This window comes from Sphingobacterium paludis (assembly GCF_004364125.1).
Taxonomy (GTDB): Bacteria; Bacteroidota; Bacteroidia; order Sphingobacteriales; family Sphingobacteriaceae; genus Sphingobacterium; species Sphingobacterium paludis.
The window spans coordinates 419,550-441,841 of the sequence record NZ_SNZV01000002.1; the positions used below are offsets into that span (position 1 = coordinate 419,550).

The 22,292-nt window shown below is 43.3% G+C and carries 20 protein-coding genes and 3 tRNA genes; 12 read left to right on the forward strand and 11 right to left on the reverse strand.

Annotation, left to right across the window (positions count from 1 at the left end; all coding sequences use genetic code 11):
- Positions 1-28: 28 nt before the first annotated feature.
- Positions 29-439, reverse strand: a complete 411-nt coding sequence (locus tag B0I21_RS04685) for a BrxA/BrxB family bacilliredoxin (RefSeq protein ID WP_133639302.1) — start codon at positions 437-439, stop codon at positions 29-31.
- A 221-nt stretch (positions 440-660) separates the two neighbouring features.
- Between B0I21_RS04685 and ahcY the strand changes: the two genes are divergently transcribed.
- Positions 661-1,977 (forward strand): adenosylhomocysteinase, encoded by a 1,317-nt coding sequence (ahcY, locus tag B0I21_RS04690; RefSeq protein WP_133639303.1) that lies wholly within the window; start codon positions 661-663, stop codon positions 1,975-1,977.
- A gap of 304 nt (positions 1,978-2,281) precedes the next feature.
- On the opposite strand, the gene B0I21_RS04695 is transcribed toward ahcY, so the two are convergent.
- From B0I21_RS04695 to upp, 4 genes are all read right to left on the reverse strand, one after another.
- Positions 2,282-2,812 carry an AAA family ATPase gene (locus B0I21_RS04695; protein ID WP_133639304.1) on the reverse strand — a complete coding sequence of 177 codons (531 nt, stop codon included), beginning with the start codon at positions 2,810-2,812 and terminating at the stop codon, positions 2,282-2,284.
- Between the two features lie 10 nt (positions 2,813-2,822).
- A complete protein-coding gene (gene pnuC, locus B0I21_RS04700) occupies positions 2,823-3,434 on the reverse strand; it encodes a nicotinamide riboside transporter PnuC (protein WP_243835948.1) in 612 nt (203 codons plus the stop codon).
- 43 nt (positions 3,435-3,477) lie between these two features.
- The gene (locus tag B0I21_RS04705; RefSeq protein ID WP_037495489.1) at positions 3,478-3,951 is read right to left on the reverse strand and encodes a ribonuclease H-like YkuK family protein; all 474 of its coding nucleotides are present in this window, start codon (positions 3,949-3,951) and stop codon (positions 3,478-3,480) included.
- A gap of 96 nt (positions 3,952-4,047) precedes the next feature.
- A complete protein-coding gene (gene upp / locus B0I21_RS04710; protein ID WP_133639305.1) occupies positions 4,048-4,698 on the reverse strand; it encodes a uracil phosphoribosyltransferase in 651 nt (216 codons plus the stop codon).
- Positions 4,699-4,827: 129 nt separating this feature from the next.
- On the opposite strand from upp, the gene uvrB reads away from it, so the two are divergent.
- Positions 4,828-6,864 (forward strand): excinuclease ABC subunit UvrB, encoded by a 2,037-nt coding sequence (gene uvrB, locus B0I21_RS04715; RefSeq protein WP_133639306.1) that lies wholly within the window; start codon positions 4,828-4,830, stop codon positions 6,862-6,864.
- 12 nt (positions 6,865-6,876) lie between these two features.
- Here the strand turns inward: uvrB and B0I21_RS04720 are convergent, their stop codons facing one another.
- The gene (locus B0I21_RS04720; protein ID WP_133639307.1) at positions 6,877-7,302 is read right to left on the reverse strand and encodes a hypothetical protein; all 426 of its coding nucleotides are present in this window, start codon (positions 7,300-7,302) and stop codon (positions 6,877-6,879) included.
- Positions 7,303-7,596: 294 nt separating this feature from the next.
- Between B0I21_RS04720 and proB the strand changes: the two genes are divergently transcribed.
- From proB to B0I21_RS04735, 3 genes are read left to right on the forward strand one after another with little or no spacing between them, the layout of a single operon-like run.
- Positions 7,597-8,631, forward strand: a complete 1,035-nt coding sequence (gene proB, locus B0I21_RS04725; protein ID WP_133639308.1) for a glutamate 5-kinase — start codon at positions 7,597-7,599, stop codon at positions 8,629-8,631.
- A 21-nt stretch (positions 8,632-8,652) separates the two neighbouring features.
- A complete protein-coding gene (locus B0I21_RS04730) occupies positions 8,653-9,903 on the forward strand; it encodes a glutamate-5-semialdehyde dehydrogenase (protein ID WP_133639309.1) in 1,251 nt (416 codons plus the stop codon).
- 3 nt (positions 9,904-9,906) lie between these two features.
- The gene (locus tag B0I21_RS04735; RefSeq protein ID WP_133639310.1) at positions 9,907-10,314 is read left to right on the forward strand and encodes a hypothetical protein; all 408 of its coding nucleotides are present in this window, start codon (positions 9,907-9,909) and stop codon (positions 10,312-10,314) included.
- 102 nt (positions 10,315-10,416) lie between these two features.
- Here B0I21_RS04735 and B0I21_RS04740 read toward each other — a convergent pair whose 3' ends face one another.
- Positions 10,417-11,553, reverse strand: a complete 1,137-nt coding sequence (locus tag B0I21_RS04740; RefSeq protein ID WP_133639311.1) for an acyl-CoA dehydrogenase — start codon at positions 11,551-11,553, stop codon at positions 10,417-10,419.
- 166 nt (positions 11,554-11,719) lie between these two features.
- On the opposite strand from B0I21_RS04740, the gene B0I21_RS04745 reads away from it, so the two are divergent.
- Entirely contained in the window at positions 11,720-12,358 is a 639-nt protein-coding gene (locus tag B0I21_RS04745) for a peroxiredoxin (RefSeq protein WP_133639312.1), read from the forward strand.
- Between the two features lie 71 nt (positions 12,359-12,429).
- Here the strand turns inward: B0I21_RS04745 and B0I21_RS04750 are convergent, their stop codons facing one another.
- Together B0I21_RS04750 and B0I21_RS04755 are read right to left on the reverse strand one after the other, a co-directional pair.
- Entirely contained in the window at positions 12,430-13,524 is a 1,095-nt protein-coding gene (locus tag B0I21_RS04750; RefSeq protein WP_133639313.1) for a S1C family serine protease, read from the reverse strand.
- Between the two features lie 14 nt (positions 13,525-13,538).
- Positions 13,539-14,108 carry an RNA polymerase sigma factor gene (locus tag B0I21_RS04755; RefSeq protein ID WP_133639314.1) on the reverse strand — a complete coding sequence of 190 codons (570 nt, stop codon included), beginning with the start codon at positions 14,106-14,108 and terminating at the stop codon, positions 13,539-13,541.
- Between the two features lie 311 nt (positions 14,109-14,419).
- Here B0I21_RS04755 and ispF point away from each other — a divergent pair, with 311 nt between their 5' ends.
- Positions 14,420-14,899: a 2-C-methyl-D-erythritol 2,4-cyclodiphosphate synthase gene (ispF, locus tag B0I21_RS04760; protein WP_133639315.1), complete on the forward strand. Its 480-nt coding sequence runs from the start codon at positions 14,420-14,422 to the stop codon at positions 14,897-14,899.
- Here ispF and B0I21_RS04765 read toward each other — a convergent pair.
- Complete coding sequence (locus B0I21_RS04765; RefSeq protein WP_133639316.1) at positions 14,883-16,103, reverse strand: TCR/Tet family MFS transporter; 1,221 nt, start codon at positions 16,101-16,103, stop codon at positions 14,883-14,885. The two genes, ispF and B0I21_RS04765, sit on opposite strands and share 17 nt — an antisense overlap.
- A 381-nt stretch (positions 16,104-16,484) precedes the next feature.
- On the opposite strand from B0I21_RS04765, the gene B0I21_RS04770 reads away from it, so the two are divergent.
- Both B0I21_RS04770 and uvrC read left to right on the forward strand, forming a co-directional pair.
- Positions 16,485-18,731, forward strand: coding sequence for a penicillin-binding protein 1A (locus B0I21_RS04770; protein ID WP_133639317.1), 2,247 nt, complete (start codon positions 16,485-16,487; stop codon positions 18,729-18,731).
- A gap of 69 nt (positions 18,732-18,800) precedes the next feature.
- Positions 18,801-20,600 (forward strand): excinuclease ABC subunit UvrC, encoded by a 1,800-nt coding sequence (gene uvrC, locus B0I21_RS04775; protein ID WP_133639318.1) that lies wholly within the window; start codon positions 18,801-18,803, stop codon positions 20,598-20,600.
- On the opposite strand, the gene era is transcribed toward uvrC, so the two are convergent.
- A complete protein-coding gene (gene era, locus B0I21_RS04780; RefSeq protein WP_133639319.1) occupies positions 20,597-21,475 on the reverse strand; it encodes a GTPase Era in 879 nt (292 codons plus the stop codon). The two genes, uvrC and era, sit on opposite strands and share 4 nt — an antisense overlap.
- Positions 21,476-21,861: 386 nt before the next feature.
- On the opposite strand from era, the gene B0I21_RS04785 reads away from it, so the two are divergent.
- The 3 genes from B0I21_RS04785 to B0I21_RS04795 all read left to right on the forward strand — a co-directional run bounded on the left by B0I21_RS04785 (position 21,862) and on the right by B0I21_RS04795 (position 22,207).
- Positions 21,862-21,934: transfer RNA gene (locus B0I21_RS04785), tRNA-Met, on the forward strand.
- Positions 21,935-22,015: 81 nt separating this feature from the next.
- Positions 22,016-22,088, forward strand: a tRNA-Met gene (locus B0I21_RS04790).
- 46 nt (positions 22,089-22,134) lie between these two features.
- Positions 22,135-22,207, forward strand: a tRNA-Met gene (locus B0I21_RS04795).
- Positions 22,208-22,292 lie beyond the last annotated feature (85 nt).

Sequence of the window (22,292 nt, forward strand, 5' to 3'; positions counted from 1 at the left end):
TTTTATTCAACATTCAAAAATCTAAAGACTAGCAGTACTCGTCGAAAGCTGCTATCAGGTTATCAGCGATCATTTGTGCCGGGCGCCCTTCGATCATATGTCTTTCGATCATGTGTACCAATTTGCCATCCTTAAACAATGCCATGGCTGGAGATGATGGCGGGTAAGGCAACATATAATCACGTGCTTTATCGACAGCATCTTTTTCCATGCCTGCGAAGACAGTTACCAACTTGCTAGGTTTCTTGCCATTCTCCACAGCGAAACGAGCTGCAGGGCGAGCATTGGCTGCCGCACAACCACACACTGAATTAACCACAACAAATACGGTACCTTCTGATGGGATTGCCGTATCAACGTCTGCTACCGTTTTTAATTCTTGAAAACCTGCATCAGTTAATTCTTGACGCATAGGGGCTACTAAATATTCTGGATACATCTTGTTTTTTATTAAATAATATACATTGCCAAGTAAGATTCACGCGCTGTAGTAACACGACTTCAGCCTGCCGAAACCTATTGTACAAATGTAATATATTGCTGCACATGAGTCAAGAACCGATCCTCAAGATAATGTCAGATTTAGCTACAATGCTTTCCAAATCACTTTGAAATCAATACAGTATAGGTTATTTTTGTGAATCTTAAATATTAAATATTATGTCTTCTATAGAAACTACGTATGTTCCTTACAAAGTAAAAGATATCTCTTTAGCGGAATGGGGAAGGAAAGAAATAGAGTTGGCTGAGGCCGAAATGCCAGGTTTGATGAGTTTACGCACCGAGTTTGGCGCTTCTAAACCGTTACAAGGAGCACGCATTGCCGGATGTCTCCATATGACCATCCAAACAGCAGTACTTATCGAAACTTTAGTTGAACTTGGAGCTGACGTATCCTGGTCATCATGTAATATCTTCTCTACGCAAGACCATGCTGCTGCTGCGATTGCTGCTGCCGGCATCCCGGTATACGCCTGGAAGGGAATGAATGAAGAAGAATTCAATTGGTGCATCGAGCAAACCTTATTCTTTGGCGAAGATCGCCAACCGCTGAACATGATTTTGGATGACGGTGGAGATTTGACGAATATGGTATTCGACAAATACCCAGAACTCATTGCTGGCATAAAGGGGCTTTCGGAAGAAACAACAACTGGTGTACATCGCTTGTATGAGCGCATGAAAAACGGAACGCTACATCTGCCGGCGATTAATGTAAATGACTCGGTAACGAAATCAAAGTTTGATAATAAGTATGGCTGCCGGGAGTCTCTGGTAGACGCCATTCGTCGTGCAACAGACTTAATGCTAGCCGGCAAAGTGGCTGTTGTGGCTGGTTATGGCGATGTGGGGAAGGGTTCTGCAGAATCTCTTCGTTCAGCGGGCGTACGAGTTATCGTGACTGAAATTGATCCTATTTGTGCACTGCAAGCTGCTATGGAAGGTTTTGAAGTGAAGAAAATGGCCGATGCGGTGAAGGAAGCGAATATCGTGGTGACGACAACGGGTAATAAAGATATCGTTCGTCCAGAACACTTCAAGGCGATGAAAGATAAGACGGTTGTTTGTAATATCGGCCACTTTGATAATGAAATTGATGTCGCTTGGTTAAATAGTAATTACGGTGCAACAAAGGTTGAAATCAAACCACAAGTCGATAAATATACGATAGACGGGAATGATATTATTTTGCTGGCGGAAGGCCGTCTCGTGAATCTAGGATGCGCGACAGGACACCCTTCTTTTGTGATGTCAAATTCATTTACTAATCAAACGCTAGCGCAGCTTGAATTGTGGACGAATACAGATAAATATGGTAAGGAAGTTTATACCTTACCGAAGCACCTGGACGAGAAAGTTGCACGCTTGCACTTAGCGCATATTGGCGTGGAGCTGGAGACCTTAACGCAGGATCAGGCCGCATACATAGGGGTTACAGTTGAAGGGCCTTATAAGCCTGAAGCATACAGGTACTAGTGTATTAAGCCTACTGAAGAAGTAGGAAGGCCGACGAAGCAATCTATAGTTTATAAAAATGAGATTGCTTCGTCTTTCTTACTTAAATGCCGTGTTTTTTGGTATAAAGTTGCTGTACTCGAGCTTCATGGCGAGAAGGAGGAACGACGACGAAGCAATCTATAGTTTGTAAAAAAATGCAGATTGGTTTCTTTTGGAGCGGTCTTCAGCTGTAGTTATACTTTCCTAGGATGATTTTTTTTGTATCATTCGGTCTATTTGCTGGTTCCTTATCAAACAAAATTTTTCCGCCCCGTTTTGTGTATTACAATAACATCGTTTTAAAATAACGTAGCGCCGCTTCTAATCGCTCATCGCCTATTCCCGAAATAATGGTATACGGAGCACCTAGCGTCGTCAATTCCTTTTCCCACACCGCCATAAAATGTTCTCGCTCTTGCGGGAAATCTCGTAGGGGGTCATCCTCCCACGGCAAGTCGATGTCCATTAACAAATAAAAATCGTATTTCCTCCGTTGGATTTCGTCCGTTACCTCTTTGGGCGTTCCGCCGAAGAGGTGATCGCACCAGATTTTCACGGTTAAGATCGTTGTATCGCAAATCATGAAGTCGTTTTGCACGAGCGCGTGTGATGCATCTTCTAAAGCTCGCTGCCCGTGATACATGTTGACCTCATCCTGTAAGGTATATTGCCGGTCTAAACCTTCACAATAGTATCGGGCGTACTCCGGGACGCATACTGTGTTAAAGTGAGCAGCAAGGAACTTTGCTACCGTGGATTTTCCGGTAGATTCGGGGCCGACGACGGCGATTTTTTTTATTAAATTATTGTTCAACGTCTCGATGTTATTTTTGATAAGCGAGCTGCCACGCGCGGTAGCCCTTCCATGCAATAATAGCAAAAGCAATGTAAAGAACAGCCGTCAATAGTAAATCTTTATGGATGTATAACGGGATGTAGAGCAAATCAACCAACACCCACATCAGCCAGTTTTGTAATACTTTTCTTGTCATGAGAAATTGCGCTACGAAGCTTACCGCGGTGCAAAAACCATCTGCAAAAGGTACATCTGTATCGGTGAAGAACCGAAGTAGTCCACCTAGTATCGCTGCCAATAACAACGTGAGGGAAACTGTCGCCAACATCTGTCGGGTTGTAAATCCCGTGATTGGTCGATTGTCCTGTGTGTCTGATGTTGACCAATAATACCAACCGTAGACCGCCGTAAGGAGGAAATAAAACTGTAGTACCGTATCGCCATACAGTTTGTTTTGAAAAAATATATAGGCGTAGATCGAAACGCTAATGATGCTTATTGGCCAATTTAAGATATGTTGCCGGGCCGCTAGAAGGACACAAAGAAAGCCAGATAGCGTGGCGAGCCATTCTAAAGGGGTTGTGGTAAGAAATTGCTGATATAAAGAGGTGAAAAGTTCAGGCATACCTTTAAATTTCATCTAAAGATACACTTTCATTTAAAGAGTAGGCAACCTTCGGTGTTTACTGCACAATTTTATTGGCGCAGTTTGTGCTGGCGAATGACTCCGGTTTAGCCTTAAATTGAAAGCCCATGCCCATAATGTAGCCCATAGCCTCTTTCAGCGCTACATTGGATTCAAAGTTTGGATTGGTGTTGATGTCGACATGGACCTCCAGATCGATATGGTACTGATCCAGAAGAGGGCACAAGAGGTAAGCAATGTCGATAGACTTTTGGACCTCAGTAAGCATCCTTTCTTTGATGCTTTGCCGTTGCGTTTTGCGATCGCGGTGTATAAACATAAAACCACCTTTGTGTTCCCGCAGAAAGACGATCACCGTAGCAAACTCTATAATTCCACGCTTAACTTGCGAGTCGGTACCGATGTATACCTTTAGTTTGTTTCCGATATGCGTCTCCGCCTTGATAATTTCCTCAACGGCCTCGTTGATCGATGAGCGAATTGTTTCGCCATTGTATTTTTGCCAAACCATAGTGATGAAATTGTTTATATAAATTTATTGATAATGTGTGCATTGTGTTTTTATTTGCTGTTAAATTTGTGTTATTAATGCTGGTGTTTACGTGTGCTATCCTTCTTCTCTATTGCCGTAGGCCAGATCTCCAGCGTCACCTAATCCTGGTACAATATAAGCTTTTGAAGTCATTTCATTATCAACCGCGCCAATCCATAGGTGCGCTTCGGGGAGGAAAGCGCGTACATGTTGCAGTCCCTCTTCTGAAGCTATGACCACGGCTATGTGCAATTCCTTTATGTTGTAATCTGCTAAAAGTTCCTTACAACACAACACGAGACTCTGCCCTGTAGCGAGCATAGGATCTGCGATAATGACAATCCTGTCGTCCAAGTTCGGTGTGTTGCTGTATTTTTTATGAATCTCGATTTCACCGCTCTTCTTTGTGTGTCTGTAGGCCGCTATAAAGGCGCTATCAGCGCGGTCAAAGACGTTGAGAAGACCCTGGTGAAACGGTAGACCGGCACGTATAATGGTTGCTAAAATGGGCTGTTGTTCCAAAACGTTATGGCTAGCCATTCCTAGCGGTGTTTCCACCGTAGTAGGAACAAAAGGGAGTGTTTTACTGATTTCGTAGGCCGTAATTTCACCCAAACGTTCTAGGTTGCGACGGAAACGCATGCGATCTTGTTGAATATTGATATCACGTAACTCAACGAGGTAGTGATTAGCAATACTATTTTCTTTGGTCAGTATCGTTACCATAGGGAGACTGTTTAAGTGTTTTACTAATTTACTAAAAGCCTTTCAATTTTTATACCACGAACGTGACAGTGTAGCGATAAAGATTTATTCTTTTTTCGTTATTTTTAGATTTTAATCCGGAAAATTCGAATGAAGTTTAATTTAACATCTGAATATAAGCCGACAGGTGATCAACCGCAGGCGATTAAAGAGTTGGTAGCAGGCGTGGAACAAGGGGAAAGGTACCAAACACTATTAGGTGTTACGGGTTCTGGTAAAACCTTTACCGTCGCAAACCTGATACAGGAAACGCAGCGGCCTACCCTGATTTTAAGCCATAATAAAACATTGGCTGCGCAGTTGTATGGGGAGTTTAAACAATTTTTTCCCGAAAATGCGGTAAATTATTTTGTTTCATACTATGATTATTATCAGCCGGAAGCCTTCATCGCTTCTTCAAATACCTATATTGAGAAGGATTTAGCAATAAATGAAGAGATTGAAAAGCTTCGACTAGCCACGACATCATCGTTGATGTCTGGCCGGCGCGATGTGGTAGTGGTGTCCTCGGTGTCTTGTATTTACGGTATGGGAAATCCAGAAGATTTTTCTCGTTCCATATTTCGGTTTGCGGTAGGCATGACCATCAGCAGGAATGCTTTTCTGCATCGGCTTGTCGAAATATTGTATGCACGTACCACCGCAGATTTCAAGCGCGGGACATTCCGTGTAAAAGGTGATATTGTAGACGTTTACCCTGCTTATCTGGACTACGCTTTTCGGATTTCCTTTTTCGGCGACGAGATTGATGAAATCAGTGAGATAGACCCTACTTCGGGCAAGACATTGTCTAAAACTGAAGATATAGCCTTGTTCCCTGCAAACCTATTCGTAACGCCGAAAGATAAATTTACCAAGTCTATCTGGGAAATTCAGGATGAGCTGGTGCAGCGCAAGACGCAGCTGGAAGGAGAAGGAAAAATGCTCGAAGCAAAGCGATTGGAAGAGCGCGTGAATTACGATCTGGAGATGATGCGTGAATTGGGTTACTGTTCCGGAATAGAGAACTATTCTCGCTTTTTCGACGGCCGTCAACCGGGCATGCGCCCTTTTTGCCTGATCGATTATTTTCCAGAAGATTATTTGCTGGTTATCGATGAAAGTCACGTTACCTTGCCCCAATTGCGAGCGATGTATGGAGGAGATCGGTCGCGTAAGGTTTCGCTCGTGGAGCACGGCTTTCGCTTGCCGGCGGCGCTGGACAATAGGCCCTTGAACTTTCCCGAATTCGAATCGTTGACCAATCAAACGATATATGTGTCGGCTACGCCCGGGGATTACGAACTGCAGCAAACGGAAGGCGTAGTGGTCGAGCAGGTTATTCGTCCTACCGGGTTGCTTGATCCGATAATTGAGGTTCACCCCGCTATCAACCAGGTCGACGATTTCCTGGAAGAGGTAGATAAAACGATTAAAGAAGGTGGGAGAATATTAGCCACCACGCTAACCAAGCGTATGGCCGAAGAGCTGACGAAATATATGAGTAGGCTCAACATCAAAGTGCGCTATATCCACTCGGAAATTAAAACCTTGGAGCGCGTAGAAATTTTGCGGGGTTTGCGTCTTGGCGAGTTTGATGTCTTGGTTGGTGTCAACTTGCTGCGTGAGGGACTCGATCTTCCGGAAGTTACGTTGGTTGCAATTTTGGATGCGGATAAGGAAGGTTTCCTTCGCTCGGAGCGTTCCTTGATCCAGACTATCGGACGTGCCGCCCGGAATGACAAAGGCCGGGTAATTATGTATGCCGATCAGATGACGGACAGTATGCGTATCACGATAGATGAAACCAATCGACGACGGGAGAAGCAAATTGCTTATAATGCGGAGCATGGGATTGTACCGCGCACGGTAGGAAAGACCAGAGAGGAAATCTTGGAACAAACCTCCGTTGCTGACTTTAAACCGGGAGAAGCGAAAGCTTACGTAGAGCCGGATGCCGCAACATTAATCGCTGCAGACCCTGTAATGGAATATTTGGGCGATAAGGATATGCGTAAGGCCATCGAAAATGTACGCAAACAAATGGAAAAGGCGGCGAAAGAAATGGACTTTCTCGCTGCTGCAAAATTGCGGGACGAGATGTTTGCTATGGAAAAACTCTACGAAGATCGTTTTGGAAAGAAATAAAGTAGGTGTTGCCTACTTTACTTCTTCGTAAAGCATTTCATTTTGATGAATCAAAGACCAGCAATGGTTTTCCTGCTTCAGCTGATACTGCTTATTCGCATAGAGTAGTGGAGATATACTGTCCAGCAGAATGCTCTCTTCGGCTTCTTTAAGAAAGATTTCCGCTTTATGTTTCGTAGAGTCAATCAAGACAAAGGCGGCTGTTTCAAAATTGGTAGATGTGTCTGTAACGTTTAACGTTATAGCCTCTTCCCATGGTCTGATGCAATCTTCTTTCACTTTAGACCATGTATATCCTGCTGCCGTGAGGCAGCCGTTCGTATCTTGATTTCCGCCTATCTGCGGAATATCCGACTTATTGTCTTTGGCTGTTTCACGAGACGGACTATGGCATGCTGATAGTGAAAGCGCTAATAGTATTAGGGTAGCATAGTTCATATATAGATAATTAATGTTAAACTGTTTCCGGCACGTCCGCCTGGTTTTCGATCCTTTTAGTGTCGGGTAATCAGGGGCATTCGCCGGCGGCATGTTCTGCCTTTGTTCCTCGACGTTCGTGCTTTACAAACATGGGAACGTTCATGTGCTTATTTAAGTTTACTATGCAGCTAACCCATAAACCGTACCAAAAACTAACCTAAAATTCCAATAAGCATTCAATTTTTAACAAAAAGCTTGTTACATTTACATTTGTTTAAATAAACCTGTAAACGATTGTCAAATTTTTAATAAATGAAAAAGCCAGTACTGGTCATAAAATTTGGGTCAGCGTCTATCACTACGAAAGATGGCGAGATTGACGAGCGTATTGTACTTGAGATTGCGCGGCAAACAGCACAGCTGCAGGCGAAATACAATATTGTTTTGGTATCGTCGGGAGCGGTGGCAGCAGGAAAGAAGTTTTTGGTCAACTACGAAGGAACCTTGTCTGAACGTAAGGCAGCGGCAGCCATTGGAAACCCGCTACTCGTCCGTACCTACAACACCTATTTTAAGCCTTTTAAGATTGCATTGGCGCAGAGTTTATGTGAGCGTCAGCATTTCGCAAACCGCGCACAATTCCTACAGTTAAAGGATACCTATCGCGAATTATGGAAGAACAATGTGATCCCCATTGCCAATGAGAATGACGTGGTGAGTAACAAGGAACTTAAATTTTCAGATAATGACGAACTGGCAACATTGATCGCGGTAGGTTTTGATGCAGAGCAGATACTGTTTGGTACCTCCGTGCCCGGTGTACTTGATGCAAAGGGCAAAGTGGTGCCAGAAATACAGGTTATTGATAAGGATGCCTTATTACTCGCAAAAAAAGAAAAATCTGCTGTGGGATTGGGCGGCATGACGTCTAAACTTAATTTTGCTCGCTTAGCGAATCAAATGGGCATTCAAGCAGTTATTTTTAGTATGCAAACGGAAGATGCGATCTTAAAAGCTGTTCGTGGAGAGACTGGCACTGTTTGTAAAGCACAGATAAAGAAAGTGTCTTCTCGCAATAAATGGCTGGCGAGTGGGAGTTTAATTAAAGGACTCATCACCGTAGACCTAGGTGCAGCAAAAGCAATACAAGATCGTAAGAGCTTGCTTGCGGTAGGCATTATTGCCGTCAACCAAAGTCTGGAAGTGGGGGAGGTATTTCAAATTGCTGATGCCGATGGTAGTGTGTTCGCCGTAGCCAAGGCAAAAATAGCGATCGTTGATCTGCCATCCATTCACAAAAAGAAAAACATAGCGGTAGCACATGCCGATGACATTGTTTTACTTTGATCTATAACGCTGAAAAAAATAATGAAAGAAAATATCGAAGAGGAACTAAGCGCTGCAAAAGCGGCTACCGTTGGGACGAAGCAATTACCAAACGAATTGAAACGTGATCTTTTGGTTGTAATAGCCGCTGAATTGAAAGATAACGTTGGCCATATTCTCCGCGAAAACAAGAAGGATCTGGCGCGAATGGAGCCTACGGATTCTCGTTACGATCGGCTGCTTCTTACCGAAGATCGCATTTTGGGTCTGGCGGATAGCGTTTTGGCGGTATCCGATTTAGATGATCCCGCAGGAACATTATTGTCAAGTAAACAATTGGACAACGGCTTATTGGTGGAGAAGAAGACCGTGCCGTTAGGTGTTGTAGGTGTTATCTATGAATCGAGACCCAATGTCACGGTAGACGTCGCGGCCTTATGTTTACGATCGGGCAACGTATGCTTGTTGCGGGGCGGCTCTGACGCTTGGTTCACCAACACCGTGTTGGTTCATCTTGTTCGGGGTGTATACGCCAAACATGGACTAAACGTAAATATGCTGCAGTTGCTGCCGACGGAAAGGAAGCATGTCACCGAGCTGCTAACAGCAACTGCGTATGTTGATATTATTATTCCTCGAGGTTCGCAAACCTTAATAGATTTTGTGCGGGCGAATGCAAAAGTGCCTGTCATAGAGACGGGAGCTGGGGTGTGTCATACGTATGTAGAGAAGCATGCGGATCTTCAAAAAGCTGCTCAAATTGTGGCAAACGCTAAAATTTCTAGACCCTCCGTTTGCAATGCATTGGATACCGTGCTCATTGATCAGGCGGTGGCGGAATCTTTTCTTCCGATCTTGACTAACTTATTTAAGGAACATCAAGTGCGCATGTATGCGGACGCCCCCTCTTACGCGATTTTAAGCAAACTGCAATATCCGCATTTGGAGAAGGCGTCCTCCGAAGATTTCGGACGCGAATTTTTATCGTTACAATGTTCCGTAAAAGTTGTTGAAACGTTGGAAGGAGCCCTAACGCACATCGCCAACTTCTCTTCGAAGCATTCGGAGTGCATCGTTTCGGAAGATGCAGAAAAGATTGCTATTTTTATGGAGGCGGTAGATGCAGCTGCGGTGTATGCGAATGCCTCCACCCGATTTACTGACGGCGGGGAATTCGGGTTGGGAGCTGAGATTGGCATATCTACTCAAAAATTACACGCTCGAGGGCCATTCGCGCTAGAGAAATTAGTAACGGAAAAATGGTACGTCACGGGTAATGGACAAATAAGATAAGACATGGGAATACGTTATGAGAAAGATACCATACTCAATTGGGTGAATGAGATGGGGAAGTTTTTAAGGCTGTTAGTTGATAAATATGAGGCTTTTGATGAACCTGTCGATCCCACGATTATAGCGAATGGATATCGCGAGTTTTTTAACAAAGAGCGAACATGGATGCTAACCCGTTCTGAAACCGATCTACAGGCTTACGTTGACAACGAATTGGAGCTCGAACAGATACGTCCACTAGCGCTTCTTTTTTTGCAGGATGCGTTGGTTGCGTCTAATCCAGAAGATCAACAGACGCTGCTGAAACGTTCCAAATTTTTATTGAATTATGTTTCCACGAAGCTAGGAAGTTTCTCGTTCGAAGATTATGGAAACCTAGCCACCATCGATAAATTGTTGCGCTCTGAATAACAACGAGATTGAACATATGCAGCCAAAAGCCGCAAAAATCAATCATGCAAGCCTATGATAAGCAAATTCGTTCACTGCTTCGATCCGGTCGTATGCTATGGTTTACTTTAAAATATCGCGTGCAATAACTAAACGCTGTATCTCTGATGTACCCTCGTATATCTGCGTGATCTTGGCATCGCGCATAAAGCGCTCCACATGATACTCCTTAACATAGCCATATCCGCCGTGTATCTGCACCGCCTCTATTGCAGTCTTCATTGCAACCTCGGAAGCGTAAAGCTTAGCAATAGCGGCCTCCTTGGCATACGGTTTTCCTTGATCCTTGAGCCAGGCCGCTTTGTATGTCAGCAGGCGTGCTGCTTCAATTTCTGCCTCCATGTCTGCCAGCTTGAATTGTATGGCTTGATGTTCGCAAATGGCCTTTCCGAAAGTCTTGCGCTCTTTGGAATAAGCTAAGGATAGCTCGTAAGCGCCGGCAGCAATGCCTAATGCTTGCGCCGCAATCCCTATCCGTCCACCATCTAGGGTTTTCATTGCAAACTTAAATCCAAAACCTTCGTCGCCAATTCGATTTTCTTTGGGAACACGCACATCCGTAAACAGTAAAGAATGGGTATCTGAACTTCGAATGCCTAGTTTGTTTTCCTTCGGCCCAATGGTGAAGCCATCCGCACCTTTTTCTACAATCAACGCGTTGATCCCGCGATGACCTTTTTCCGAATCTGTTTGTGCAATGACAAGATAGACATCGGCATGGCCGCCATTCGTAATCCAATTTTTAGTTCCGTTTAGCAAATAATAATCACCATGATCGATAGCGGTCGTATGCTGCGAAGTGGCATCAGATCCAGCTTCTGGTTCCGAAAGTGCGAATGCACCAAGTTTCTCGCCGGATGCCAGAGGCTTAAGGTATTTCTCTTGTTGCGCATCGCTTCCGAAAGCCTGCAATCCGTATAGTACAAGTGAGTTATGTGCAGACATGATAACGCCTGCAGACGCATCCACCTTTGATATTTCTTCTATAGCGAGCACGTAGGCGAGGGTATCCATACCGGCGCCATGGTATTTCTCTTCCACCATCATCCCCATAAAACCAAGTTCGCCCATTTGTCGGACTTGCTCGTCAGGAAATTTCGCCTGCTCGTCACGTTCGACAACGCCTTCCCATAATGATTTAGCAAACTCTTTGGCTGCTTTGCGGATAAGTTGATGCTCTTCGCTTAGTTCAAAATGCATAACAGATTTATTTAGTTGAATCAAATATACTAAATAATGATATGCTAGCATAGTAAATTAATTGTAATGTTTCCTCGTTTTGTTTCGGTTTTTTAGCTAAAGCTTTGAAAAGCAAAATAATCTACTAAATTTGTAGATTATCATTTAATACGAAAGGAGATTCAATATGAGTATAAAACTAGGAGATACTGCACCAAATTTTAAGGCTGAGACATCGATAGGGCCAATTGATTTTTACGAGTACATCGACGGGGGATGGGCCGTGCTTTATTCGCATCCATCTGACTATACACCTGTGTGTACGACCGAATTGGGACGTACAGCGCAGTTGAAGTCGGAATTTGAAAAAAGAAATGTTAAAGTTTTGGCGTTAAGCGTTGATTCAGTGGAAGATCACTTGGAGTGGATAAAAGACATTAACGAAACGCAAAACACAACGGTTGAATTTCCAATCATCGCAGACAAAGATCGTAAAGTGGCTGAGCTTTACGACATGATTCACCCAAATGCATCGGCTACAGCGACCGTTCGTTCTGTTTTTGTTATAGGGCCGGACAAAAAAGTAAAGTTGACTTTGACATATCCCGCATCTACAGGGAGAAACTTTAATGAAGTGTTGCGCGTGATTGACTCGTTGCAGCTTACGGATAAATATTCCGTAGCTACACCAGCTGATTGGACGGATGGGCAAGATGTAATTGTGGTTCCGGCCATAAAAACGGAAGACATACCCGCGAAATTTCCAAAAGGGTATACGGAAATTAAGCCTTATTTACGCACTACCCCGCAACCAAATAAGGACTAAAATTAGCAAACTACGGAAAAACAAGAAGGGTGAACATGCGTTCACCCTTCTTGTTTTTAACTTAATCTTGTTTAATAGACTTTTACAATATAGATATAGTCCTGAAGGCGTTTAATCTGATCGGTACGGTTTAGGTTGGTTAAACCGTTGCGGTTACTTAGTACAATATTTCCTTTGAGCGAATCAACGGGAATGCTATTCAATGTTTCCAATAATGCTTTTGTTTTGATGGCAAATGCAGCGCCATCAATGCCCTTTTGTTTGCCGCTGATAATCCCGATTACATTTCCGTCTTTATCTAGCACAGGCCCGCCACTATTGCCCGGATTGACGGGTATGGATATTTGATAGGCAAGCGTGTCTCCTGCATAGCCTGTCGACGAACTTAGGTAACCTTGTCCATATACAGCTTCGTCGCGAGGGAAACCAATCGTGTAAATATCTTCGCCTAGATCTGAATCTTGTTTTTTAAACGTATAGGGTAGGTTTTTTAACGATTTAAACGTAGAATCGTTAATATGCAAAATCGCCAAATCTTTCTCAGGATTTGTAAAAATAATCTCTGCTTTGAAAGACTGTCCTTTGTGATTTTGGAGATGCACCGAATCCGCTCCTGTGATGACATGATAATTGGTAACCACATAGCCATCTCGCGTAATCATAAAACCCGTGGCACCGAAATGCATATCTTCGCTGTTATCTTTGTCGCTTTTGATATTCTTGATTTCAGCGTTATGTGCATTGACATTCCGCTTTACGGTATTCATATCACGACGTAATGCGCTGTAGTCGGTTGTGGTTTTCTTCAGATTGGAATAGTATCCGGTTAGCCAGAGCGTAGAAAAGACAGATACAATAGCGATGGCTGCTGCTACAGCAGCATTTAATTGTAAACTATTCCATAAACGGATGATTTTCGCCGGTTTTTTGACACGCTGCTCGTGGTGATATTGCTGAGCTGACTTTGCGAGGGTCTGCCGAAAAGTGGCTCTTGCATCCATTTGCTTTAACTGAGATAGAAAAGTGGCATGCTCCGAAAATTGGGTTGCATAAGTAGGGTTTTGCGCGCAAAACTCTTCAAACTTCAACCGTTCCTCAACTGACAATTCATCCCGGAGGTAACTGTCTGCCCATTCCATAAACTCTTGCGTACCTAAGTCTCTCATGACCTTCTAATTCCTTACTTTTTAAAAAATATCTTTTTTAAGCGTTGAAGACATTTATATTTCTGGTTCTTTGCGTTGTCTGGATTTGTATACCCAAATTTCTCGCAAATTTCCGTCATCGAAGCATTCATGATATAAAAATCGTGCAAGATCGTTTTGCAAGGTTCGCCTAAATTCAGCAGCGCATCTTCCATTTGATTCAGATTTGCCTCCGTTAGTACATGTTCTTCGATTGCCTCTTCAGCAGCTAAGGAGTCCTCCAAACTATCGATCTGGTCTTGATGATATTTTGAGACCCCGCGAGTAAGTTGTTTCAGCCATAGTCTTCTGGAAACAGCATAAAGAAAGGTCTGCAATTTACTGCTCAGTGTGAAGTTTCCTTGATTTACTTTGTCGTAGAGCACCATTACAGCCTCCTGAAAAATATCCTGCGCCTCTTCTCTGCTACCTTGATTGTTAATGATCAGTTTTGCTATCGCCGGAAAATGCAATTTGTACAGTTTTTGGATGGCCAAATTATTTCCAGTTGCAATACCTTGTAGGATCTCTAAATCAATATGTATATCGCTTTTTTCCTTACTCACTTATTAATACCTTTTTAGCCAAATAGTAACCTAGTTCGAGGATTATTTTTTTACTTTTTATGTGTTTTCTTGTTAAACCCTACACCGATCTATTGACAGTATGATTACATGGTCTGTCGTCCCAATAGACTTTTGCATAGCTTTTGCCTGTCAAAAATAGGAAATAATTATCACTATGTATTAGGCTGCACACCGCAAATGAGACTTTTTAAGATCGCTTATTGCATGGCAAAAGGCGGTATCGTTTTAGGGCTGATGCGCGCGGTAAAAATTTAATTTTCGATGGTTTTTATTCATAAATTAGCGGCGATATGAAAATGAAAGTTGGTTTTGGTTTTGATGTTCACCAAATGAAAGAAGGACATCCGTTTGTGGTAGGCGGCGTTACGCTGGATCATCATGCCGGCGCTTTTGGCCACTCCGATGCAGATGTATTGGTGCACGCTATTTGCGACGCCATTTTAGGGGCGGCCAATTTGGAAGACATAGGCTACCATTTTCCCAATACGGATGTAAAGTGGAAGGGGATAAGCAGTCTGCTGTTGTTGAAGGAATGCGTGCGATTGATAGCTGAAAAAGGTTATGAAATCGGGAATATAGATGCGATGCTCGTGTTGGAAGCACCAAAAATAAAGGCGTATATACCAGCCATGAAAGCATACCTGGCTGACGTTACAGGCTTAGATATTGACGATATATCAATTAAAGCGACCACAAACGAGACTATGGGCTTTATTGGTAGAAAAGAAGGTGTGGTGGCGTATGCGGTCTGTCTTATTTCGAAGCCTTAACGTTTCGGAAGTAAATATAGGCGGTAAACAAGGCGGTCAATGTCATGAGGCCCCCTGCCATAAACGGTGCACCGGGAAAATAAAATGCCGCCTTCTCTGTTGTAAACACAGCGAAAAGATTGCTCATGAGTAGGGGACCAAATATGGCAGTGAGGCTGATAAGGGAAGCTATACCACCCTGTATCTGTCCCTGCTCATTGGTAGGCGTGAGGTTTGAAATCATACTCTGCAGGGCCGGCCCGCCGATGCCCCCACAAACGTAAAGAATGCTGACAGCATAGAGCATGAATGTGGAGTTTGCCAAGCCAATAAGTGGTAGCGAGATGCTGTGCAATAACAGACCTATTAATATGGATCTAGGGAGGCCTAATTTAGGAATAGCAATACGCAATAGCCCCGCCTGTACAATAGTAAGTAGGGTGCCGATAAAGCCCAAGGAGATGCCGACCATTTTTTCATCCCATTGAAACTTTTCCATGGTGTAGTAAGACCATGTGCTCTGCACGGCATGCGCAGCAATATTGACAAGAAAAATACAGGCCACCAGTGCGTATATCTGCGGGTACTTGGCCATGTGACGAAATGCTCCAACGGGATTCGCATTGCGCCATGAAAATGATCGTCTGTTTTCTTCCTTCAGTGATTCCGGGACGACGAAATAACCATAAATGAAATTCAATAAGCTAAGTCCGCCAGCTGCAAAAAATGGAATGCGGGCGCCGTATTGCCCTAGCAACCCGCCTATAACGGGACCTATAATAAAGCCGAGGCCAAAGGCAGCTCCGAGTAACCCAAAGTTCTGTGCTTTGTTTTGCGGACTGCTGATGTCTGCAATATAAGCAGCAGCTACCGTGTGGCTTGCGCCCGTCACACCTGCTACAAGTCTTCCCAAAAACAGCCAGGCAATCGAAGGCGCGAATCCCATCAACACATAGTTTGCACAAAACCCAAGAAGGGAAAATAGCAATACGGGGCGTCGCCCATAGCAATCGCTTAAATTACCTAATACGGAAGCAAAAAGAAATTGTGTAAATGCGTAGGCAAACATCAGCCAGCCTCCATAACGCGAAGCATCGCTGAGGGTTCCGTGGATTAACTCTTTAATTAGCGATGGAAGGACCGGGATAATAATGCCTAACCCTATCGTATCGATGACGACGGTTAGAAAAATAAAAAATAAACCGGATTTTTTCGTTACTAGCATAGTGAAAGCCTAATGGCTCATTTCTAATTTTTTTCCTAAAGTAGTGTTTTAATTAGGAGTGACACAAATATTTTTGAATCCACGATTTAGAGCGTACGCAGGTAACTCGCTGAACAAATATACAAAGTGCGTGCTTCGTTAGAGATCTCGCAGATTAGATACATAAAATCATCTATTGCAGTTAGCGCTGTTCGAAACTTTTGAAGAAGTTAAAACTTATGAAACTAGAATCTTACCTTTGCTTCTCGGAAGTATGAACGTGCCACAAGAAGATTACAACAGCTTTGTCATCCTGCGAGAAGGAATTGGCACGTTAACTGATGAACTACAATTTGAAAGTACCCGTTGGTATATAAGGCAGTAAAAAGTATTTAAAATGCTATGAAGAGAGAATCTAAGCAAAATAGATTGACAGAAGACGATATTAAACGATATACGCTTAATTTCTGGAAAATATTGGCAGCTATTATTTTTCTGGGTGCGCTATTTATAGCGAGCGTGCGCTTTGGGGTTTTCGGTAAACTGCCGTCGTTTCAAGAGTTGGAAAATCCGAAAAGCAATCTGGCATCCGAGATTCTTTCTGACGACCTGAAGGTATTGGGTACCTACTATCGGCACAACCGCTCCAATGTGAAGTATAGTGAGCTATCTCCATATTTGGTACAAGCATTGATATCCACCGAGGATAAAAGGTTTTATGACCATGCCGGGATTGATTACTCCAGAACAATAACTTCTGTTTTCCATACGATCTTAGGCGACAAACAGGGCGGCAGTACAATTACGCAGCAGCTCGCACTCAATTTGTTCTCCGAGCGAAGAGAACGTAACACGTTTAAACGCGTCATGCAAAAATTCCAAGAGTGGATCACGGCAGTACGATTGGAAAGGAGTTATACGAAGGAAGAGATTATTACTATGTATTTCAATACCGTGGATTTTGGATACAAAAATACCTATGGTATAAAATCGGCTGCCCGGACTTTTTTCAGCACAACACCCGATAAATTGTCTGCCGAAGAAGCGGCTATTTTGGTAGGTATGTTGAAGGGACCATCGTTGTATTCACCCGTGAAATTTCCTGACAACGCTTTAGCGAGAAGAAACACGGTATTAAACAATATGGCCAATCAGAATTTTCTGACGGCCGATGAACTTTCGAAAGCAAAGGCTAACCCTATTAACTTGAAGCTACGCATTTCCAACTATGGCGAAGGTCTAGCTCCTTATTTCCGCGCTGTTCTGAAAGAGGAAATAAAGAAGGAATTTCAACGCCTGTCCATCACAAAAGCAGATGGTACGCCTTATGATTTGGATCGTGATGGATTAAAAATCTACACGCCGATCAACTACTCCATGCAACAATATGCGGAAGACGCTCAAAAAGAATGGATGATGAAATTGCAACGAGATTTCGATCGTCAATATCGCAATTCGGATCCGTTTCGCGGGGAAAATGCCAAGCTCTTGGTTGCCGGTATGAAACGATCGGATCGATACCGCGTATTGAAAGACGCCGGGATGTCTGAGGATGAAATCAAGAAGGAATTTAATAAAAAGGTGCCGATGTCCCTTTTTACGTATAAAGGTAACGTCGATACGACGATGACGCCTATGGATTCCATTCGCTACAACAAACTTTTCCTGCGTAATGCTGTCATGTCTATGGAACCTAAAACAGGGCATATAAAAGCCTGGGTAGGTGGGATAAATTTTGAGCACTTTAAATTTGACCACGTCAAGCAAGGGCAACGGCAGGTTGGTTCGACGGCTAAACCTTTCACCTACGCCACAGCTATTGATAATGGTTATTCACCGTGCTTCACGGTACCCAACCATATGCAGACATATGGAAACTGGACGCCGCGAGGCACGGTACAGGGTGGTGACCCTATCACGCTAAAAAATGCCTTAAAGTATTCCCAAAACTTCGCAACTGCTCACGTTATTAACGAAGTGGGCGCATCAAATGTAGCTTCCTTGACAAAGAGGATGGGAATCACCTCCAATGTTCCGAACTATCCATCCATATCCTTGGGGGCGTATGAAGCTTCCGTTTTTGATATGGTAGGTGCTTATTCTGCGTTTGTGAACCATGGAACTTGGATTGAGCCAACGATGATCTTGCGCATTGAAGATAAAAACGGCACGCCAATTTATGAGCGAACGCCTAAAGTGGTGAAGGCTATTAATAGCGAGTCGGCTTATATCATGGTGGATATGCTAAAAGGTGTTGTCGACGGCGGAACAGGATCACGTGTTCGCCGCGCTGAGTATGGTGGTTTAACCAACCCAATGGGTGGGAAAACAGGTACGACGAATGACAACTCTGATGCGTGGTTTATCGGCATTACACCAGACTTGGTGACGGGAGTTTGGACCGGTGCGGAGGATCGTGGCATCCGTTTTTACAGTATGGCCTCCGGGCAAGGAGCCTCTGCTGCGCTGCCTATTTTCGGTTTATATATGCGCAAGGTGTATAATGATAAACAACTCCGTTATACGCAGGACGATTTTCCACAGCCTCCGGGAGGGCTGACGAGGGAAATTGACTGTAGCCGGTATACGCCGTTCTACGGTACACCATCTGAGGAAGGACAACTGAATGATGACCGTTTAGGTTTTTAACGTGCAATAACTTTATGATGGCCGAACAGTAAATTTTAACGAAATTTGTTGTTCGGCATTTTTGTGGATATGGAGTCATTTGATTATAAAGAAGAGTTAAAGAGGATACCACATAAACCTGGGGTGTATCAGTATTTTGATAAACATAACGAACTGATATATGTCGGGAAAGCAAAGAACCTGCGTAACAGAGTTGGTTCTTATTTTGTCAATGACAGTCAGCTGAACAGTAAAACCCGGGTTTTGGTTCGCAAGATAACGCGTATAGCTTTTACCATTGTCGATACCGAGATCGATGCTTGGCTGCTTGAAAACAACCTGATTAAGAAGCATAAGCCACGTTACAACGTGATGCTGAAGGATGACAAAACCTATCCATGGATTGTGATCAAGAACGAGCATTTTCCACGTATATTTTGGACAAGAAAGTATATTAAAGATGGATCCAGATACTACGGCCCCTATGCTTCTGTAGGTATGATGCACATCATTTTAGATATGATTCGCGAGTTATTTCCGCTGCGTACCTGCAACCTAAACCTTGCCCCAGAAAACATTTCCAAAGGCAAATACAAGGTTTGTTTAGAATATCAAATTGGTAATTGCAAAGGGCCTTGCGAAGGTTATCAATCTGAAGAAGATTATGCGCAGAATCTATCGGATATCAAAGACATTCTAAATGGCAAAATCTCTGTCGTCACAAATCGTTTGAAAACGCAAATGAATGATGCGGTTACTAACCTGAATTTCGAAGTCGCTTATAAAATGAAGAGTAAGCTGGATAAACTCTCGAATTATCAAAGCAAATCTACCGTAGTAAGTTCGTCCATCAACAACATCGATGTATTTAACATAGCGTCGGACGATAGCCATGCGTTTGTCAATTACCTCAAGGTCGCACACGGTGTCGTGATCCAAACTCAGACTTTGGAGATGAAGAAAAGGTTAGATGAATCAGAAGAAGAACTATTAGCCTTAGCGATCCCAGAGATCCGCAGCCGATTCAAAAGTACTTCCAAAGAGATTATCGTCCCGTTTGATATCAACATCGAGGAAAGTGGGGATCTTAAATTTACCATCCCGAAAGCCGGAGATAAACGAAATCTATTGGATCTTTCATATAAAAATGTAGCGTATTTCAAGAAGGAACGTATGCTGCAATACGAACGACTGAATCCGGAGCTTAAAACGGAACGTGTATTGAAGCAGATGCAGAAAGATCTTCGCATGAATGTGTTGCCGCGCCACATTGAGTGTTTCGATAATTCCAATATACAGGGGAACTTTCCCGTATCTGCCATTGTTGTATTCAAAGATGCGAAGCCATCTAAAAAAGACTATCGGCATTTCAACGTCAAGACGGTTGTAGGACCGAACGATTTTGCCACAATGGAAGAGGCAGTTTTTAGACGCTATAGACGCTTGTTGGACGAAGACCAAACGTTGCCTCAACTTATCATTATTGATGGAGGTAAAGGGCAATTGGGGGCTGCGTTGAAAAGTTTAAAGCTGCTAGGAATTGAAAAGAAGGTAACCGTAATCGGCATTGCAAAGCGTTTGGAAGAGCTTTATTATCCCGGAGATCAATATCCGTTATATCTCGACAAAAAATCGGAAACGCTAAAGATCATTCAGCATTTGCGGGACGAGGCCCATCGATTTGGGATTACCTTTCACCGAAATCAGCGGAGTAAGAAAACATTTGTTTCAGAACTAGAGAACATACCGGGGATAGGAAAAACGTCGGTCGAGAAATTATTAAAAACTTTTAAATCCGCGAAAAAGGTACAAGCAGCTAGTGATGAAGATTTAGGCAAAGTGCTTAACCAAAAGCAGGTTAAGGCACTTCGCGGCTATTTTCAGGACTAATCGTCGTAACCGAATTTTTTTAGATAGTTCTTTTTGCTACGCCAATCAGGAATAACTTTGACAAAAAGTTCAAGAAATACTTTTCCGCCAATAAACTCTTCCATGTCTTGACGGGCATAAGTGCCGACTTTTTTGATCATTGCACCCGCTTTGCCGATGATAATATTTTTCTGAGAATCGCGCTCGACGATTATTTCGGCAGCAATTTTCGTGATGTTTGCCTCTTCTTTGTAGGATGTTACAACCACTTCCGTACTGTAAGGGATTTCCTTGTCATACAACTTGAAAATCTTTTCCCGTATCATTTCTGCCGTGAAGAATCGCATGTTTTTGTCCGTCAACTCATCTTTTTCGTAGTATGCAGCATGCTCCGGAAGTTTTTCTTTGATGTATTGCATAATGCCCGTCACGCCATGATCTTTCAACGCGGATATAGCGAAAATGGCATCGGGATGCAGCTTCTCCTCCCAAAATTCTATCTTGCTTTTTACTTCTTCCTCCGAAGATTTGTCAATTTTGTTTATCAAAACGGCTACCGGTGAGGAAGTTTTTTTCAATTTCTCAATCACATCGTTCTCATCATATTTCTCATGGATATCCGTAACAAAAAGGATAATATCGGCGTCGATAAGCGATCCTTGAACAAAATTCATCATGGATTCCTGCAAAGAATAGTTCGGTTTTATCACGCCGGGGGTGTCTGAAAAGACAATTTGATGGTCCTCGTCATTGACAATGCCAATAATACGGTGTCTCGTTGTTTGGGCTTTGGGTGTGATAATGGACATCTTCTCACCTACTAATGAGTTCATTAAGGTAGACTTACCTGCGTTAGGTTTTCCGATGATGCTTACAAATCCTGCTTTATGCGACATTTTATCTGTTTTTTATTTGGAATACAAAGAAACAAATAATATCTTTGTACTCCAATTAAACGGAATGTTATCTTGCGTTAACGATACGAAAAACGCGATTTTTACAGGAAACATTACTGGATTCAAGCGCGATGCTTGATGGACGACATTGAAAATATATGCGGGATAGAGCTTTGGTAGCTCGTCGGGCTCATATCCGCCAGTTGGCGGACATCAGTTCAAAACCCGATCAGTCAAGCGCGATGCTTGACCCGTTGAAATTAAAGATATATTGCGGGATGGAGCAGTTGGTAGCTCGTCGGGCTCATATCCGCCAGTTGGCGGACATCAGTTCAAAACCCGATCAGTCAAGCGCGATGCTTGACCAGTTGAAATTAAAGATATATTGCGGGATGGAGCAGTTGGTAGCTCGTCGGGCTCATAACCCGAAGGTCATCAGTTCGAGTCTGGTTCCCGCTACTAAAGAGCTAGGCGTAAGCCTAGCTCGAAGATATTGAAAAAGCGAAGCGCGATGCTTTAGCTAAATAACAGAAAATACATTGCGGGGTGGAGCAGTTGGTAGCTCGTCGGGCTCATAACCCGAAGGTCATCAGTTCGAGTCTGGTCCCCGCTACTAAAGAGCTAGGCGTAAGCCTAGCTCGAAGACATTCACAACACATTGCGGGATGGAGCAGTTGGTAGCTCGTCGGGCTCATAACCCGAAGGTCATCAGTTCGAGTCTGGTTCCCGCTACACAATAAGCCTTAAGGAAACTTAGGGCTTTGTTTTTACATAATGTTAGGCTTTTTGTGGAGAGGTTACTGAAGATGTCGGGCTC